Source organism: Amycolatopsis sp. GA6-003, from assembly GCF_046267895.1.
In the GTDB taxonomy this organism is placed as follows: domain Bacteria; phylum Actinomycetota; class Actinomycetes; order Mycobacteriales; family Pseudonocardiaceae; genus Amycolatopsis.
In genome coordinates this window covers 4,766,458-4,783,170 of the sequence record NZ_CP176499.1, presented here as the reverse complement: position 1 = coordinate 4,783,170, position 16,713 = coordinate 4,766,458, and the positions used below count along the sequence as shown (strand labels likewise).

Annotated in this window: 17 protein-coding genes; 11 read left to right on the top strand and 6 right to left on the bottom strand. The window is 69.0% G+C overall.

Going from position 1 to position 16,713, the window contains the following annotated elements; translation table 11 throughout:
* Positions 1–198: 198 nt before the first annotated feature.
* Positions 199–1,569, bottom strand: coding sequence for a hypothetical protein (locus F9C12_RS21360; RefSeq protein ID WP_409461613.1), 1,371 nt, complete (start codon positions 1,567–1,569; stop codon positions 199–201).
* Positions 1,570–1,885: 316 nt separating this feature from the next.
* Complete coding sequence (locus F9C12_RS21355) at positions 1,886–3,052, bottom strand: pyridoxal phosphate-dependent aminotransferase (protein WP_409461612.1); 1,167 nt, start codon at positions 3,050–3,052, stop codon at positions 1,886–1,888.
* A gap of 29 nt (positions 3,053–3,081) precedes the next feature.
* On the opposite strand from F9C12_RS21355, the gene F9C12_RS21350 reads away from it, so the two are divergent.
* The gene (locus F9C12_RS21350; protein WP_409183657.1) at positions 3,082–4,380 is read left to right on the top strand and encodes a DUF445 domain-containing protein; all 1,299 of its coding nucleotides are present in this window, start codon (positions 3,082–3,084) and stop codon (positions 4,378–4,380) included.
* Positions 4,381–5,452: 1,072 nt separating this feature from the next.
* On the opposite strand, the gene F9C12_RS21345 is transcribed toward F9C12_RS21350, so the two are convergent.
* Positions 5,453–5,920, bottom strand: a complete 468-nt coding sequence (locus tag F9C12_RS21345) for a CGNR zinc finger domain-containing protein (protein WP_409183656.1) — start codon at positions 5,918–5,920, stop codon at positions 5,453–5,455.
* Between the two features lie 95 nt (positions 5,921–6,015).
* On the opposite strand from F9C12_RS21345, the gene F9C12_RS21340 reads away from it, so the two are divergent.
* From F9C12_RS21340 to F9C12_RS21330, 3 genes are read left to right on the top strand one after another with little or no spacing between them, the layout of a single operon-like run.
* Entirely contained in the window at positions 6,016–6,384 is a 369-nt protein-coding gene (locus F9C12_RS21340) for a VOC family protein (protein WP_409467049.1), read from the top strand.
* Positions 6,385–6,444: 60 nt separating this feature from the next.
* A complete protein-coding gene (locus tag F9C12_RS21335; protein ID WP_409467048.1) occupies positions 6,445–6,783 on the top strand; it encodes a zf-TFIIB domain-containing protein in 339 nt (112 codons plus the stop codon).
* A gap of 1 nt (position 6,784) precedes the next feature.
* Positions 6,785–7,426, top strand: a complete 642-nt coding sequence (locus F9C12_RS21330) for an AAA family ATPase (protein WP_409461611.1) — start codon at positions 6,785–6,787, stop codon at positions 7,424–7,426.
* Between the two features lie 252 nt (positions 7,427–7,678).
* Here F9C12_RS21330 and tgmC read toward each other — a convergent pair whose 3' ends face one another.
* On the bottom strand, positions 7,679–8,818 hold the full coding sequence (tgmC, locus tag F9C12_RS21325) for an ATP-grasp peptide maturase system methyltransferase (RefSeq protein ID WP_409461610.1): 1,140 nt from the start codon (positions 8,816–8,818) through the stop codon (positions 7,679–7,681).
* Positions 8,819–8,958: 140 nt separating this feature from the next.
* Between tgmC and F9C12_RS21320 the strand changes: the two genes are divergently transcribed.
* The 5 genes from F9C12_RS21320 (at position 8,959) to F9C12_RS21300 (ending at position 13,611) form a co-directional block, all read left to right on the top strand.
* A complete protein-coding gene (locus tag F9C12_RS21320) occupies positions 8,959–9,354 on the top strand; it encodes a helix-turn-helix domain-containing protein (protein WP_037807545.1) in 396 nt (131 codons plus the stop codon).
* Entirely contained in the window at positions 9,351–10,040 is a 690-nt protein-coding gene (locus F9C12_RS21315; RefSeq protein ID WP_409461609.1) for a hypothetical protein, read from the top strand. Before F9C12_RS21320 ends, F9C12_RS21315 begins: the two co-directional genes overlap by 4 nt.
* Positions 10,041–11,035: 995 nt before the next feature.
* The gene (locus F9C12_RS21310) at positions 11,036–11,329 is read left to right on the top strand and encodes a DUF2516 family protein (protein WP_409186813.1); all 294 of its coding nucleotides are present in this window, start codon (positions 11,036–11,038) and stop codon (positions 11,327–11,329) included.
* Positions 11,330–11,360: 31 nt separating this feature from the next.
* The gene (locus tag F9C12_RS21305; RefSeq protein ID WP_409183650.1) at positions 11,361–11,906 is read left to right on the top strand and encodes a YbaK/EbsC family protein; all 546 of its coding nucleotides are present in this window, start codon (positions 11,361–11,363) and stop codon (positions 11,904–11,906) included.
* Between the two features lie 244 nt (positions 11,907–12,150).
* Positions 12,151–13,611, top strand: a complete 1,461-nt coding sequence (locus tag F9C12_RS21300; RefSeq protein WP_409467047.1) for an aromatic amino acid lyase — start codon at positions 12,151–12,153, stop codon at positions 13,609–13,611.
* Here F9C12_RS21300 and F9C12_RS21295 read toward each other — a convergent pair.
* Together F9C12_RS21295 and F9C12_RS21290 are read right to left on the bottom strand one after the other, a co-directional pair.
* A complete protein-coding gene (locus tag F9C12_RS21295) occupies positions 13,565–14,278 on the bottom strand; it encodes an ABC transporter permease (RefSeq protein WP_409183649.1) in 714 nt (237 codons plus the stop codon). The two genes, F9C12_RS21300 and F9C12_RS21295, sit on opposite strands and share 47 nt — an antisense overlap.
* A complete protein-coding gene (locus F9C12_RS21290) occupies positions 14,275–14,967 on the bottom strand; it encodes an ABC transporter permease (protein WP_409461608.1) in 693 nt (230 codons plus the stop codon). The genes F9C12_RS21295 and F9C12_RS21290 overlap by 4 nt, the downstream gene beginning before the upstream one ends.
* Before the next feature lie 140 nt (positions 14,968–15,107).
* Here F9C12_RS21290 and F9C12_RS21285 point away from each other — a divergent pair, with 140 nt between their 5' ends.
* A complete protein-coding gene (locus F9C12_RS21285; RefSeq protein ID WP_409461607.1) occupies positions 15,108–16,025 on the top strand; it encodes an ABC transporter substrate-binding protein in 918 nt (305 codons plus the stop codon).
* Between the two features lie 96 nt (positions 16,026–16,121).
* Positions 16,122–16,556: an SRPBCC family protein gene (locus F9C12_RS21280; protein ID WP_409461606.1), complete on the top strand. Its 435-nt coding sequence runs from the start codon at positions 16,122–16,124 to the stop codon at positions 16,554–16,556.
* The last annotated feature ends 157 nt before the right edge of the window (positions 16,557–16,713 follow it).

Below are 16,713 nucleotides of genomic sequence, written 5' to 3'. Positions count from 1 at the left end.
GGGGGCAGCGCGGCGCCGGGACCAGGACCCGATCCGGCCGGGCGCGGTCGGCCGGTCGGGAAGTGCGGTCATGGTTCAGCCCCTGGATTCGGTGTGGACTACTGCGAAGGGGTGAGCCCGGCGCGGCGAACGGGCGCGCGCGATCAAGAAGTTGATCTTGAGGTGGACGGAGCTCTCCCCGGGTAACCGGTCGGGCGGTCAGTCCGGAGAGGTGGTCGGCAGGGCGGCTTCCCTGCCTGCGCCGTCGACCTCGTGGTCGCGGCTGACGCCGATGAGCTTGAGCTGAGTGACGGTGTCGCCGTCGCCGGACAGCGCGGACAGCTGGCGCAGGCCACCGTGCCCGTCGTGTCCTGGTGAGACAGTCGACGCGGGCGCGGCAGGCGCGGCCGGTGCCGCGGGCAGGCCTTCGCCGCCGCCGCTGCTGCCGCCTCCGGCCTGACTGCGTTGCTTGACCGGCGGCGCGGGCTGAGTCTCCTGCTTGGCGGCAGGTTCCTGCGCGAAGAGGACGCGGGTGGCCACGGCGTGCGCGACCGGGGCGGGCTTGCTGACCTTCACCGCGACCGGCGCTTCCGGCTCTTTCGCCAGCTTGGCCGCCGGGACGGAGGCAATGACCGACCCGCTTGCCGGCGGAGCCGGGGCGACCGGGGCGACCGGCGGCTCGACGACTCGTACCGGCGCGGTGTCGAGCACGGTGTCGACCGAGGTGGCGGTGGTGTGCAGCGTCGTGTCGACGGTTCCGAGGATGCCGTCCAGCAGTCCGGGCTGGACGGGTTCCGGGCTGCCGAGGAGTCCGTTCAGGAGGCCCGGGCCGGATCCGCCGAGCAGGCCGTCGAGGAGGCCTTGCTGCGGTTCGCGGCTGTACTGTTCGCTGCTTGAACCGCTTGGACTGATTGCACTGCTGATGCTGCTGAGCAGGCCGGGCTGCGTGGTGGCTTCGGGCGCGGGGGCGCTGGCTGGCGCGTGGTGCTTCGGTGTGGCCGGGCTCGCCGGTTTGGCGGGCTTGGCGGCTGGCCGGGGCGCCGCGGCGCTCGGGCTCTCCGGTTCGCTTGCGGCCACGGCGGTCGGCCGGAAGCTCACGTCCGGCCGGGAGGCGTGGGCGGAGGCCTCGAACCGGTGGAGGCGGTTGTGCTTCGCGCCGGTCGCCGTGCCGGGCATGGCCCAGGTGAGCGTGCCGGACGTGGCTGTTCCGGCGTAGTGGTGCTCCGGTTCGGCTTCGTGGGTTTCGGGGGCTTCGTGCGCCGAAACGACCGGACGGTCCGCGGGATCGTCCGTCGTCGCGTTCGCCTGCGACAACGCCGCCCCGAGCAGCCAGCCGGCCAGGGTGAGCCCGCCGGCGACGGCGATCCGGGCGGCAGGGCGGGCGAGCGGAGCCGCCCAGGCGCGGGGCCGCCGTCGCGCGCCCGCGCGCGTGAAGGACGAGCCGGGCCTGGCGCGGTCGGCCATTCCGAGCAGCGCGGAACCCGCGGTCCCGAGTGGACTGGACGCGGACGTCGCGGAAGGTGCGAGGCCGCACGGAGTCGCCATGCCGGTCACGCCACCACCACCGTCCGCGCCTGAAGCTCGTGCCACCGCACGAGACTGATCTTGCTGGGGCTCTCTTCCGGCCAGGTCGCAGGTCCCCCGGGGCTGCCCTCTTTCTAGCACCGGACGCGAGTCTTTCATCTCTCCCGCGCTCGATCCACCCCGTAAGGCGGAACGTCCGCACCGGCTCTGGTGTCCGATCTGCCCTAGTCGATCACCCTGCGTCGCGTCAACCGGGCCGGATGCGGCCATCCGGGCGGCCGGTTCGCGGAGCGAAATCGGGCGTCGACCCGACGTTTCCGCCGCCAGGACACTCTGGGTACCCCCGTTCCCGCAGTGACCACGAGCGGCCGCGCGGCAGTCGTCAGACGAGTTTCCGCAGGCGTTCGACGGCTTCGTCGATCACCTCATTGCGCTTGCAGAACGCGAACCTCAGCAAATGTTTCCACTCGTCCGGGTGATCCGTGAACACCTTGACGGGTACCGCGGCGACTCCGGCGCGTTCCGGCAGCGTCCAAGCGAGTTCGGCGGCGTCGGCGAAGCCGAGCGGGCGCACGTCCGCCGTCACGAAGTAGGTCCCCGCACTCGGCCGGACGGCGAATCCCGCATCGGCCAGACCAGCGGACAGCCGATCACGCTTCTCCTGCAGGCTCGCGCGCAGGTTTTCGACCCACTCAAGCTCGTTGTCGAGCGCGTACGCGACAGCTGGCTGCAGCGGTCCGCCGGAGACGAAGGTGATGAACTGCTTCGCCGCCTTCACCGCGGCCACCAGCTCCGGCGTCGAGCAGATCCAGCCGATCTTCCAGCCGGTGCAGTTGAACGTCTTGCCCGCGCTCGAAATCGCGACGGTCCGCTCGCGCATTCCGGGGAAGGACGCGAGTGGAAGGTGCTCGGCGCCGTCGAAGACGAGGTGTTCGTAGACCTCGTCGGTGACCGCGATGAGGTCGTGCTCGACGCACAACCGCGCGACTTCCTCCAGCTGCGCGCGGGAAAACACGGTGCCGGTGGGGTTGTGCGGCGAATTCAGCAGCACCGCGCGGGTTTTCGGCGTGATCGCGTCGCGGAGGGCGTCGAGGTCGAGTTCGAGCTGGCCGTTCTCGGTCTCGACCAGGCCGATCACGCGCCGCTGCGCACCGGACATCGCGACCGCCGCGGCGTAGGAGTCGTAGTACGGCTCGACCACGATCACCTCGTCGCCGGCCTCGGTCAGCGCGATCAGCGACGCCGCGATGGCCTCGGTCGCACCCGCGGTGACCAGGATCTCGGTGTCCGGGTCGTAAGTGGATCCGTAGCGCTGGCGGTGCCGGCTGATCGCGGCGCGCAGCTCCGGGCGGCCCGGTCCCGGCGGGTACTGGTTGTCGCCGCCGAACAGCGAGTTCTTCGCCGTTTCGAGCATTCCGGCGGGCCCGTCGGTGTCCGGAAAGCCCTGGCCGAGGTTGACCGCGTCGTGCCGGACGGCGAGCGCGGTCATCTCCGCGAAAACCGTCGAGGCGAACGGGCGGAGGCGGGGGACGAGAGCTGGTTCACGCACGAGAACGCATCCTCACGGACAATGGCGGGGTGGAGCAACTCACCCCTGCCAAGGTCACGCCCGCGGATCCGCCCGGCGGCGCCGCCGGCGAAGAGGCGAAACGGCGCGGCCTGCGCAAGATGAAGCTGGTCGCGCTGTCCTTCCTGCTCGGCGCGACGATCGTGTTCCTGCTGACGAGCTGGGCGGAGTCGGCGGGCTGGCCGGGCTGGGTCGGCTACGTGCGCGCCGCGGCCGAGGCGGGCATGGTCGGCGCGCTCGCGGACTGGTTCGCGGTGACCGCGCTGTTCCGGCATCCGCTCGGCCTGCGCATTCCGCACACCGCGATCATCCCGAACAAGAAGGACCAGCTCGGCAACAGCCTCGGCGAGTTCGTCGGCTCGAACTTCCTGTCTCCCGATGTCATCCGCGACAAGCTCCGCCGTGTCGAGGTCGCCAGCAGGCTCGGCAGCTGGCTGTCGCAACGCGACAACGCGGAACGCGTGACGTCGGAACTGGCGACAGTCGTGCGCGGAGCGGTGACCGTGCTCCGCGACGAGGACGTGCAGGCGATCATGGAACAGGCCGTGGTCAAGCGCGTGATCGACAAGCCGTGGGGCCCGCCGCTCGGCAAAATCCTGGCGGGCGTCTTCGAGGACGGCGCGCACCACAAGCTGGTGGATTTGATGTGCGACCGCGCCTATGAATGGGTCCGGGACAACCACCAGACGATGCTGCGAGTGGTCTCGGACCGCGCGCCGAGCTGGTCGCCGAAGTTCGTCGACGAAATGCTGGCGGACAAGGTGTACGGCGAGGTCCTGACCTTCGCCTGGGCCGTGAAAACGGACGTCAACCACCCGATGCGCCTCGCGCTGGACAAGTTCCTCGGCGAATTCGCGCAGGACCTGCAGACCGACCCGAAGACCATGGAACGGGCCGAGCAGGTCAAGGGCCAGATCGTGAACCACGGCGAAGTGCAGAAACTGATCGGCAACGCCTGGGCGACGGCCAAGGAAATGCTGCTGAACGCCGCGGAGGACCCGTCGAGCGAACTGCGCCAGCGCGTCCGCGGCGGTCTGGAATCGCTGGGCAAACGCCTGGTGGACGACCCGACGATGACCTCGAAGGTGGACGGCTGGGTCGAGGGCGCGGCGGTCTACCTGGTGACCCACTACTCCCGCGAGATCACGACGATCATCACGGACACGGTGGAACGGTGGGACGCCGAGGAGACCTCGCGGAAGATCGAACTGCAGGTCGGGAGGGACCTGCAGTTCATCCGGATCAACGGGACCGTGGTGGGTGCGCTGGCCGGGCTGGTGATTTACGCGGTGGCGCAGTTGCTGTTCTGACGGCGCTGGTCGTCGCGGGGTAGCCGGGGGACGGGTGGTTGGGCCGGTTCGGGGTAGGCGTCCCGGTGCTCTGCGGAAGTCGGTCGCGGGCTCGCCATTTCGGTCCGGATGGAGGACGTGTGGGGGAGATGTTTGGCGGCTGCTTGCATGCCCGCCGGTTCGTTCTGCGCCAGGCGGGTGAAGGGGTTTTCGGCGACTGCTTGCATGCTCGGCGCTTCGTTGTGGTCTGAGGCGTGTGAGGGAGATATTCGGCGACTGCTTGCATGCTTGCCGTTTCGTTGTGGTCTGAGGCGCGTGGGGGAGATGCTCGGCGGCTGCTCGCATGCCCGCCGCTTCGTTCTGCGCCAGGCGGGTGAAGGGGTCTTCGGCGACTGCTCGCATGCTTGCCGTTTCGTTCTGGTCTGAGGCGCGTGGGGGAGATCTTTGGCGACTGCTCGCACGCTTGCCGCTTCGTTCTGCGCCAGGCGGGTCAAAGGGTCTTCGGCGACCGCCCGCACGTTCGCCGCTTCGCTTCGGATGGAGGAGCGCGGGGAGATGTTCGGCGATCGCCCCTGCGTCCGTCACATGCCTCATGCGGAGGCCGCAGGGTAGTGCAGCACATGCCAAAACCGCATGGCGAGGGGATCGGCTGCTCGCGGTCAGCACTCGTCGGTCGGTGGCCGGCTGTGCTGGCCCAGCCGGTGCGATTCGGGACGGCTGCCGCATCCCCGCTGGCGATCGAGGTGGATTTCGTTGTGGTTGAGCGGGATTCCCCACCGCGTCCGCGCTCGCTTGCTTGTCCGTGACGCCAGCGGAGCGCTGCCCGAAAGCACGCGTGCCCCGGCGCTTCAGCGGTGGTGCCGAGCGTGGGTCCCCAGCTGCGAGCGGGTGCGGCGGGTGCCCGGACGAATGCGCGCAGTCCTATACCACAGCGGCGGCCCGCTCAAACCAGTTGTCCACAGGAAGCTGAGTTATCCCCGGGGTTATCCACAGGAATTCACGGTGATGGCCTAATCCCTGTCCACAACTTGTGGGGATCCGGGGCATCTGCACGTGCACATGTGGTGTGTGTGGACAAGTTGTCCACAGGGGCCTAGTTGTGCACAGCCGCCGTGCGGGCACGCCACGAGCGGGCTTTTTCGCGGTTTCCGCAGACCCGCATCGAGCACCAGGTGCGGGAGCGGTTGCGGGATTCGTCGAAGAAGGCCCACAGGCAGTCGTCGGCGGGGCAGATCTTCAGGCGGACCCAGTCGCCGCGGATGGCCAGGCGGGTGGTCGCGGCCAGGGTCGCGGTGACGGCGTCCGGGGTGAACAAGGCCGGGCCGGTTTCGGTGAGGGTGAAGCGGAGCGGGACGTCCAGCGTGGTCGCGGGCAGCCGCGGATCGCCGACCGCGGCGCGCAGGCTGTCCCGTACGGCGCGGGCTTCGGCGGGATCGTTCGGTGTCACGTCGCGGTCCGCGGCCCACTGCCGCCAGAGCTCCGGATCGTCCAGCAGGTCGTCGCCCCGTTCGATGTCGACGGTGTTGAGAAAGGCGACCACCAGGGAAGCGTCGGTGTGCACCTGCCCAGTGTACGGGCGAAAGCTATTGCGACCTGGCTCCCTAACCGACATACTCGCTTTACTGGTTACGAGACGACGAGAGGATGGGGCACATGATGGGTGCGATTCCGACTTTTGGCGGCGTTGCGATCGACTGTCCGGACCCGGGGGCGCTCGCCGGCTTCTATCGTTCCCTGCTTGAGTGGGACGAACCCAAGATCGCTCCGGACAACCACTGGGCCACGCTCGTCGACCCGCGCGGCGGCGTCCGGCTGGAATTCCAGCGGGTGGCCGATTACCGCGCGCCCGAATGGCCGGGGCAGGACCAGCCGCAGCAGGCGCATCTCGACCTCGACGTCCCCGACCTCGAGGCCGCTCACCAGCGCGTTCTCGGCCTGGGCGCGAAGCTGCTCGACGATTCCCCGGAGACCTTCCGCGTGTACGCGGACCCGGTCGGCCACCCGTTCTGCCTCTGCGCCTGCTGACACGGCGCGGCGAATCCGCGTAGGGTCGGCTGCGTGATTTGTCCGAAGTGTCAGAACGTGATGCGCACGGTCGACAAGAACGGCGTCCACATCGAGCAGTGCGACGGCTGCCGCGGGATCTTCCTCGACCGCGGCGAGCTGGAGCAGATCGCCGGTGCGGAGAGCGCTTTCTACCGGCAGCAGCAGCCGCCGTACGGCCGTCCCGATTCGCCGCGTCCTTATCAAGGCGGGTACTCGGATTCGCCCCGGCCGTATCGGGGCGGGCATTCCGATTCGCCGCGCCCCTACCGAGGCGGGCACGCGGACTCGCCGCGCCCGTACCGCGGCGGCTACGGCGATTCGCCGCGGCCGTACGGCGGACGCCGCAAGCGCAGCTTCCTCGAGAACCTCTTCGACTGAGTTGTCCACCGTTCCGGTAGCGCTCGACCTGCGGATCTGTCCGGCCTGTGGCGATCGAGCGAGTTGTCCACAGGCCGACGGGAACCTCCTGCGGTGCGCGGAATGCGGGCATCGGTGGCCGTGCCGGCGGCTGCCGTTGTTCGCGTTGACCGGGCCGAGCGCGGGCGGCAAATCGACGGTCGGGCCGAAGCTGGCGCAGCGGTTGGCGGGCGAGGCTCTCGTGCTGGAGCAGGACGTCCTGTGGACCGGCGCGCTGCGTGACGACGTCCCGGGAAATCCGGCGTTTCGCGGTGCCTGGCTGCGGATGGCGGCGATGCTGCATCAGAACGGCCGGCCGGTCGTGCTGTGCGGGACGGTCGCGCCGCAGGAGCTGGAACCGTTGCCAGAGCGCGTTTTCTTCTCGGACGTGCACTATCTCGCGCTGGTCGCGGACAACGAGACTCTCCGGCGCCGATTGCGCGCCCGGCCGGCGTGGCGGGAGTGGGACGAGCCGCGGATCGAGGAAATGCTCGAGTTCAACCTGTGGATACGCGGGCAGGTCGAGTCCATCGACACCACCGAAGCCCGGCTCGACGACGTCGTGACCGCGGTGGAGAAGTGGGTGCGGGCCAGAATTGGGTCGGACCTAGGAATTAGGGCGTAAGCGGGAAGTGCCTAGGTTCGACCTAGGCACCCTTCACGCCTCTTCCGCGCGGACCCGCTCGTCGTAACGCCGTTGGCAGTCGCGGATCTCCGCCTGTGCTCGACGGTCCAGTCACAGAGTCGGCCAAACGGCTCACGCAGTGCGGCGGAAGCGCTGATTCGCGGAGGACTGGCGCGGGGCGCGCAGACGCGGGCCGGCGAGCGTGACCTGGAGGGGCTGCTGCGCGGGCTGGCGGGTTGAATCGGCGGCGGATCAGCCGCAGGGCCAACGGTTTTCGGATTGCGGATCGTCCAGCCAGAAAGTCTGTTCCTCGCTGCTCACCGTGAGACCGAAGCGCGATCGGCCAGGGCGGCCCAGCGATTCCCAGCGGCGATGAGCGTCCTCGGCCAGATCCCATAACGCGCGCGGACCTCCTTGCGCTACCTCGAAACCGGAGTCCGTGCGGCGGGTGCGGGCCCACGAACCGTCCGGATGGGACAGTGCGAAAGCGCCGTCCACGCCGACGTGTACCGGGCGTACCTCCGGCAGTTCCAGCGACGCGAAGAACTCGAAATGTCGTTGTGGTTTAAGCACCTCTGACATCGACAGCTTGGTCGGCCGCCATTGCGTGTCGTCCGCGGGCGGCAATTCCGCGAGCGGCGGCAGGCGATGGGCGCGCAGGGGCATGAAGCGGCCGTCGCGGGCCAGGACCTGGCCTTCGGCGGTCGTGCCTTCGCCGGCGGTGAGGCGGACGAGTCCGCCGCCGAGCGGGCGGTTCAGCGTGGTGACGATATGTCCGCCGGGGATGGTTTGCTCCAGCCAGGCAAGGGGAATCCGGGTTACCGACGCGGTGCACAGGACCCGGTCGAAAAGCACTCCGGCCGGGAAACCGAGCGCCCCGTCGCCGACGGCGCATGCGGGGGCGTAGCCGCAGGAGGCAAGGCGTTCCCGCGCGGTGGCCGCGAGGACCGGATCGATGTCTACTGTGGACACTTGGCCGGAACCGCAGCGGTGGCACAGCAAACCCGCGTTGTATCCGGTTCCGGTGCCGATCTCCAGTACCCGATCGCCGTCGCGGACCAGGAGTTCTTCCAGCATGATCGCCATGATCGCGGGCATGCTGGACGAACTGGTCGGCGTGCCGGGGACCGGCCCGTGCGCGCGGGCGCGGTCCCAGAGCGCCGGGTCGTCGTCGAGCTGGGTGACGAGGACGTCGCGCGAATAGACGCGGTCCAGCCAGTCCGGATCGCCGCGGTCGACCGCCGCCCAGCGGTTGCCCGCGGGCACGAAAAACCGCGGCAGGAAGGCGTGCCGGGGGACCGTGGCGAAGGCTTCCGTCCAGGCCGGATCGTGCAGCACGTCCTCTTCGACGAGGTGCCGGACCAGCCGTCGGCGCAACCGTTGAGCCCGCATAAGCCCAGGGTAACGGGGTGAGCGGAAGCACACCCGATGGTTGCAAGCAGGGTGCTTGCAATAGCTAGCACGCGAGCGTACTGTCGAGTAGGTCGCGAGGAGGTGACCGGATGACAGAACCCGGCGGAGCACAGCGCCCGATGGACAAGGTCGCGGACATCGCCTCCGACATCGGCGAGTACATCCGCCAGCAGCGCAGCTCCGCGAAGATTTCGCTGCGCCAGCTGTCGAAACTCGCCGGAGTGTCCAATCCGTACCTGAGCCAGATCGAGCGCGGGGTCCGCAAACCCAGCGCGGAGATCCTGCAGCAGATCGCGAAAGGGCTGCGGATCTCGGCCGAAGCGTTGTACGTGCAGGCCGGGATTCTCGACCTGCCGACCGGCGGCCCGGTCGGCGACGCGATCCGCGCCGACGCCGAGCTGACCGAACGGCAGAAGCAGGTCCTGCTCGACGTCTACGAGTCCTTCCGGCGCGAAAACGCCGCCGCGAACACCGCACCTAAGACCACCCAAGAGACCACTGAGGAGTCGGCATGACCACGCCCAAGACCGAGGATGTCCGCAAGGCCGTCAGCACCGCGCTCGACCAGGTCCGCACCCCGCTGCTCGCCGCGCTCGGCGCGGGCAACCTGGCCAGCCAGGCCGTGACCGACGCGGTCGCCAAGGCCCGCGCCAACGTCACCAAGAACACCGAGGCCGCCCGCAAGGGCCTCGAGGAGCTGCCGACCGACGTCGAGAGCCTCCGCGAGAAGCTCGACCCGGCCGAGCTGCGCAAGGCCATCGACGAGTACACCGAGGCCGCGCTGAAGCTGTACAACAAGCTGGCCGAGTCCGGCGAGCAGGCGTGGGACAAGATCGCCGCGCAGCCGCAGGTCAAGAAGGCCCTTGAGCAGCTGGAAGACGCGCTGACTGCCGCGCAGGAGCGCGTCGAGGACCTGACCGAGGAGACCCGCGAGCGCGTCGACGGCGTGCTGGCGAAGGTCACCAAGCGCACCCGCTCGGCCGGCGAGAAGGCCGCCCGCAAGGTGACCGAGGTGGCTGGTGAGACCGCGGACGCCGTCGAGGAAATCGGCGAGAACGTCGCGCACGAGACCCGGTCGGTGGCCCGCAAGGCGGCGAACCGCACCGCGCCGAAGACCGCCTCCCCGGCTCGTCGCACGACCACGAGCACGAGCACGCCGGCGAACGCGAAGAAGCCGGCCGCGCCGAAGACGGAGAAGTGACGGAGAAGCACTGACTGCGGTTTGGGCGCTTCGGTGCTCTGATCGTGGGGGCGGCTCGGTTCGCGCCGGGGTCGCCGAGGGCGAGAATTGAAAATCGAGGGGTCGTACGGCGGCCGGGTCGAGGTTTGACCCGGCCGCCGTGTGCTGTTTTGGGGAGGGTTCGGCGCGGCGGTTTCGGGGCGGGGCCGGGCTGCTCGGGCGGCCAGGGATGGGCGGCGGGGAGGATGGGTCGGGCCTAGCTCGGGGCGGGGGTTGGTGGGTTCGGCCTAGCCCGGGGGGGTGCGTTGTTGGGTTCGGCCTAGCTTGGGTCGGGCGTTGGTGGGTCCGGCCCAGCTTGGGTCGGGCGTTGGTGGGTCCGGCCCAGCTTGGGTCGGGCGTTGGTGGGTCCGACCTAGCTTGGGCCGGGTGTCGTTGGGTTCGGCCCAGCTTGGGCCGGGCGTTGTTGGGTTCGGCCTAGCTAGGGCCGGGCGTTGTTGGGTCCGACCTAGCTCGAGCGAGCGGCGTTGGGCCGGGTCTAGCTTTGGTGGCGTGTTGGTGGGTTCGGTCCAACTTGGTGGCGCGTTATTGGGCCGGGCCTAATTTGGCGGTCCTCTAACTTGGTGGGGCATTGTTGGGCTGGACCTAGCTTGGGGCGAGTCTCGTTGGGTTCGGCCTAGATCGGGGTGAGTGTCGTTGGGCTCGACCTAGCTGGGGTGAGGCATTGGTGAGCTCGGCCTAGCTTGCGGGAGCCGTCATTAGGTCGGACCTAAGCTCGCGGTGAAACGGTGGGTTCGACCTAAGCCGAGCAAGGTTCAGGCTCGACCTGGTCGCCAAAACCCCGGCAGGCACCCGGCGGCTGTCGAAGTGGTCCTCCGGAGTGACCGTTGTCACCCTGATTCCCGTGGCGGGGTCAACCGCGGCCGACCCGCTCAACCTGACCCTGACCAGCAGTCACGTCGCGATGCCGGGTTTTGGGGGAGCGGGCGGCGTGGGCGGTTTGCCGTAAGCTGGGCGTCGTGCTGGTTGCCGAATGGATCCTCGAGGTCATCCACTGGGGCAGCGCCTTGGTCGGGCTCTTCGCCTTCGTTCACGCGCTGCTGCAGCGGGCTGACGCGTACTCGGCGGCCGACCGCAAGACCAAGCCGATCTGGATGCTGATCACCGGCGGGGCCACGCTCGCCCTGGTGCTGTTCCAGATCCAGGGGCCCGGGTTCATCTTCTGGGTGCCCGCGATGGCGGCGGCGCTCGTCTACATCGTCGACGTGCGGCCGAAGCTCATCGAGGTGCAGCGGGGCCACCGCAACTGGTGATCGTCGGGCCGGGCGGATTACATTCGGGCCGGTGACCACCTGGACTATCGCTGGAAGCCTCACTGTCGTCCCCGCCCCGACTCGTCCTGACCTGCTCGCCGAGCCCGTCGCCAAGGCGCTCGCCGCGATGCCCGCGCCGGACGAACTCGGCGTTACCGAGATCGATCCGGAACTCGCTGACACCGCCGCGTTCTGCGAGGCGTACGGGTCGCCGTTGGCCGCGTCCGCGAACTGTGTCGTCGTCGCCGGCAAGCGGGCCGGGGAGGTTCGGTTCGCCGCGGCGCTCGTGCTCGCGACGACTCGCGCCGACGTCAACGGCGTCATCAAGCGTCGGCTCGACGTGCGCAAGGCGTCTTTCGCGCCGATGGACGAGGCCGTTTCCCTCACCGGCATGGAGTACGGCGGCATCACGCCCGTCGGGCTGCCCGCGGACTGGCCGATCCTCATCGACCAGGCCGTCGCGGACGCGCCGGAGCTGGTGATCGGCAGCGGGATCCGCGGCAGCAAGCTCCTGATCTCCGGCGCGGCGCTCGCGGGGCTGCCGAACGCGGAGGTCATCGACGGGCTCGCGCGCTGAACTGTCCATAGTGGACGAATCAAGTCCGGCCGAGAGCGAGATGGCCGCGCAGAATGCTGAAGCGCCAATCGGGGGCAGCCCGGCTGTTCTCGAGGTGCGCAGGCAGGAGTGCGAGACGGCCGTGCAGAACGCTGAAGCGCCGGTCGAGGTCGGTCCGGCTGTTCTCGAGTGGCGTAGGCAGGAGCGCGAGACGGCCGCGCAGAACGCTGAAGCGCCGGTCGAGATCAGCCCGGCTGTTCTCGAGGTGCTCAAGCAGGAGTGCGAGACGGCCGCACTGGATGCCGAAGCGCCGATCAAGGTCAGCCCGGCCGTTCTCGAAGTGCTCAAGCAGCAGCGCGAGGCGATGCTGTCCGCGCTGAACGAAGACCGTCCGGTCTACGGCGTCAACACCGGTATGGGGCGTCTCTCGGGAACCCGGCTCACCGCTGAGCAACAGAGCCGTCATCAGCGGAATCTGCTGGTCGGCCGGGCGGTTGGCGGCAAGCCGTGGTTGTCGGCGGAGTTGACTCGGGCGTTGCTGCGGATGCGGTTGCGCGGGTTTCTCCGCGGGGACGCGGCGGTCAGTCCCGAGCTGGTCCTCTTCCTCGCGGACCGGATCAACGACGGGTTCCTTCCGGCCGTTCCGCGCGACAGCCTTGGCAGTGCGGGCGAGATCATCCCGCTCGCGCACGCGTTCCAGACCTTCGTCGGGCTCGGCACGGTCCTCGAAGAAGGTGCCGAGATGCCGGCGGCGGAAGCGTTACGTCGGCGCGGAGTCAGGCCGTTTGTGCTTGGTCCCAAGGAAGGGGCGAGTCTGATCCAAGGCTCGCCGCTGGCCGAGGCGTACGCGTGGGTCTGCGGCAAGAGGCTGCGTCGGCTGATCGATTGGCAGACGCTCTGCGCGGCGATCACCGTGGACGTTCTTGGTGTGCCGCAAGCGATTTACCGCGGCACCCGTATCGAGAGGCTCATCGAAGGAGGTGCCACGAGACCAGGAGTCGTGCAGGCGCCGATCTCGGTGCGCGTCGGGCCGAAGGTGCTCGAATACGTCAGCCAGACCGTCGCGGAACTGCGGGAAACTCTCCACGAATCTTGGGAGACACCGGCGGACTCACCGGGTTTCGTGAACGGCGAGTTCGTCCCGACGACCGGCTACCACGCGGCGGCGCTCGGGCTTCGGATGGACGCGGTCAAGGCAGCGCTCGTGCACGCGGCGGAGGTCTCGGTACAGCGCCTTCATCGCCTGCTTGACCCGCAGTTCAGCGGTCTGCCGCCGCAGCTCGCGGTGGATCCGGGGCCGCAGGCCGGGCTTACGCCGTTGCACAAACGCGCGGCTGGCGAGTTGCACGCGATGCGTCGGCTGGCTGCTCCGGCGACGCTTGGGTCGCTCGACACTTCCGCTGGTCAGGAGGATGTGCAAGCGTTTGCCAGCCAGGCCGGAGCCGAACTCGAGGCCGTCATCGGACACTTCTTCGCCATCACCGCGTGCGAGCTGATCGCCGGACGGCAGGCGCGGTGTCTCCTCGAAACCCCAGGCGCGCCGAAGCTCCGCGACACGTACGCCTGGCTCGCGGCGAGGATCGAGCCGGTGGTGGTCGACCGTTCGCTGGGGCCGGAAATCGACAAGCTCGCCGAGGTGTGTCGTGAGTGGCGATCACGGTTAGAACCGGGATCGCCGCTCACGAGTCCCGACGGGCCTGCTGGAGCGCCAAACCACGAGGCGTAGCCAGCTTGGTCAGCAGCGCGAACAACCCCTCGCACACCAACGCCAGGAGCACCACCGCCAGGCCGCCGCCGAAGATTTCGCCGTGACCCTGCTCGCCGAGGGCGAAACCGTCCACGATGTACCGGCCCAGCCCGCCGCCGTCGTTGACGATCGCGCCGATCGCGACCGTCGCGACCAGTTGCAGGAACGCGACTCGCGCGGCGGCCACGATCACCGGCGACGCCAGCGGCAGTTCCACCCGCAGCATGATCTGCCATTCGCGATATCCGGTGCCGCGCGCCGCGTCGACCACGTCCTGCTCGACCTGCACCACGCCGGCGTAGGTGTTGGTGAACAGCGGCGGCAGCGCCAGCGCGACCAGCGCGAGCAGCAGCGGCCAGAAGTCCGTGTTCGCGCCCCAGCGGCTGGCCAGGAACCAGAACAGGATGATCAGCCCGAAGCTCGGGATCGCGCGCCCGATGTTCACCGCGCTGCTGGCCAGGAACTGGCCGCGCCGGTAGTGCCCGAGGACCAGCGCGAGCGGGACGGTCAGGATGATCGAAAGCACGAGCGCCAGCGCGGAAAACCACAGATGCTGCACCGTCCGGAACGGAATCCCGGCCGGATCGGTCCAGCTCCAGCGGTTCGGGTCGGCGAGCCAGTGGCTCAGCTGCTCGAAAAAGCTCATCGCACGGACCTCCGCGCCCACGGGGCCAGCGCGCGTTCGCTCAGCCACAGCAGCAAATCGACCAGCACGGCGAGCGCGATCGACAACACGACGCCGACGATGATCGGGCTCGGATTCGGGACCGTCGTCTGGATGCCGGCCCGGATGAAGTAGCCGAGCCCGCCCTTGCCGAGCAGCGACGTGACGGTGACCAGGCCGATCGTCGTCACCGCGGCCACCCGCAGCCCGGCGATCACGACCGGCAGCGCCAGCGGCAGCTCCACCTGCCACAACAGCCGCCGCGGCGTGAAGCCCATGCCGACCGCGGCTTCGCGCACTTCGGTCGGCACCTGCTGCACGCCGGTCACGATGTTGCGGATCAGGATCAGCAGCGTGTACGTCGCGAGCGGGATGACCGACGTGGCGAAGGAGAACCCAAGCAACGGAACCAGCAGCGCGAACGCGCCCAGGCTCGGGATCACGTAGAGCGCGCCCGCCGCGCCGACCACGAACGGATAGAACCAGCGGTAGCGCAGGCACAGCGTGGCCAGCGCGAGCGAGAGCACGAGGCCGACGCCGAGCGCAGTCGCGGTGAGGGCGATGTGCTCGCCGAGCCGCTGAAGAATCGCGTCAGCGTTGCGTTCCACCCAACGCCATTCGAAGAGGGGACGGCTGCTGTCGGCCAGCAGCGGGGTCACGGACGCGTGCACGGCGCGACCTTACCCCGATCGAGCGACATTATTCCGCCTCGTGAGATTCCGTGGCGAGGATTCCTCACCAGTGGTTTCTGTCGGGGGTCGAGGTTAGGGTCCATTCCCACTAACGAGTGAACTGAGGAGTGTGGGGACACGTGCGCTGGACCCGGACCATCCGAGTGGCCGCGCTGCTGGCGACGGCAGCGCTCGGTTTGACCGCGTGCGGTGGGGGAAGCGACCAGCCGGCCGCGCCGAGCAAGGGCGGCGCTCCGATCGTCGTCGCCTCGTTCAACTTCACCGACAGCCAGATCCTGGCCGAGATCTACGCGGGCGCGCTGGAGGCCAAGGGCTATCCGGTCACCCGGAAGCTGAACCTCGGCTCGCGGGAGCTGGTCTACCCGTCGCTGAAATCCGGCGAACTGCAGTTCCTGCCGGAGTACCAGGGCGCGGCGATCACGACCGGCTTCGGCAAGGAAGCGACCAAGGACGCCAAGTCCGAGCACGAACAGCTGGAGAAGCTTTTCGCGCCGGAGGGCGTCGGGCTGCTGAACTACGCGGCGGCCGAGGACAAGAACACCTACCTCGTGAAGGCCGACCTGGCGAAGTCGAAGGGCATCGCGTCGATCAGCGACCTGAAGAAGCTCGACAAGGTCGTGATGGCCGGTGCGCCGGAGTGCGAGAAGCGGCTGCCCTGCTTCAAGGGCTTCAAGGACGTCTACCAGCTGACGAACATCACCTTCCAGACCGTGCAGGAGGCCGGGCCGCGCGTGCAGCAGCTCAACTCCGGCGCGGTCACGGTGATCCCGGTCGACTCGGTCAGCCCGCTGGTCGGCGACCCGCAGTACGTCGCGCTCAAGGACGACCTCGCCATCGTGCCCACCGAGAACGTGGTGCCCGCGGTGAACAAGAAGGTGCTCGACGAGCGCGGTGCGGACTTCGCGAACGTCGTCAACGCGGTCAGCGCGAAGCTCACCACCGACGGCATGCGCGAGCTGAACAAGCGCGTCGACGCGGACGGCGAGCCGGCCGCGGACGTGGCGAAGGACTGGCTGAAGCAGCAGGGGCTGGGCTGAGCCGTCGTGAGCGGCGATCACGGTAAGAACCGGGATCGCCGCTCACCACCCCCATGTGCGAAGGTGGCCTCGGCGGAACCCCGAGGAGGAAACGACATGGGCAAGGTCACGGCCACCGCGGAGCGCACGATCGACGCGCCGGTGGAACGCGTGCGTGAGCTGGTCGCGGACTACGCCGAGACCCGGCCGAAGCTGCTCACCGAGCACTACCGCGACTACGAGGTCACCGAAGGCGGCGTCGGCGCCGGCACGAAGGCCCGCTGGAAGCTGCAGGCCACGTCCAAGCGCGTGCGCGACGTCGCGGCCACGGTGACCGAGCCGTCGCCGGGCACCTTCGTCGAGACCGACGCGAACTCCAGCATGGTCACCACCTGGACGGTCACCGGGTCCGGCGCGGGTTCGCTGGTCCGCATCCAGACCAGCTGGGACGGCGCGGGCGGCATCGGCGGGTTCTTCGAGAAGACGTTCGCGCCGGGCGGGCTGAAGAAGATCTACGAGGGCGTGCTCGGCAAGCTCGCGGAGATCGTGTAGCGCTTGCCACAACTCCGGGGACAATCGGAATGCGCGCCCCGGTTTCTCCGTTGGCCGGATAGCCGGGGCGCGCGCCCCGCTTCAGTCCAGCTTGAACGAAACGGAGTTCGACGGTGAACGCACCCGCAACGCCCGCCAAGGCGACCGAGATCCGGCT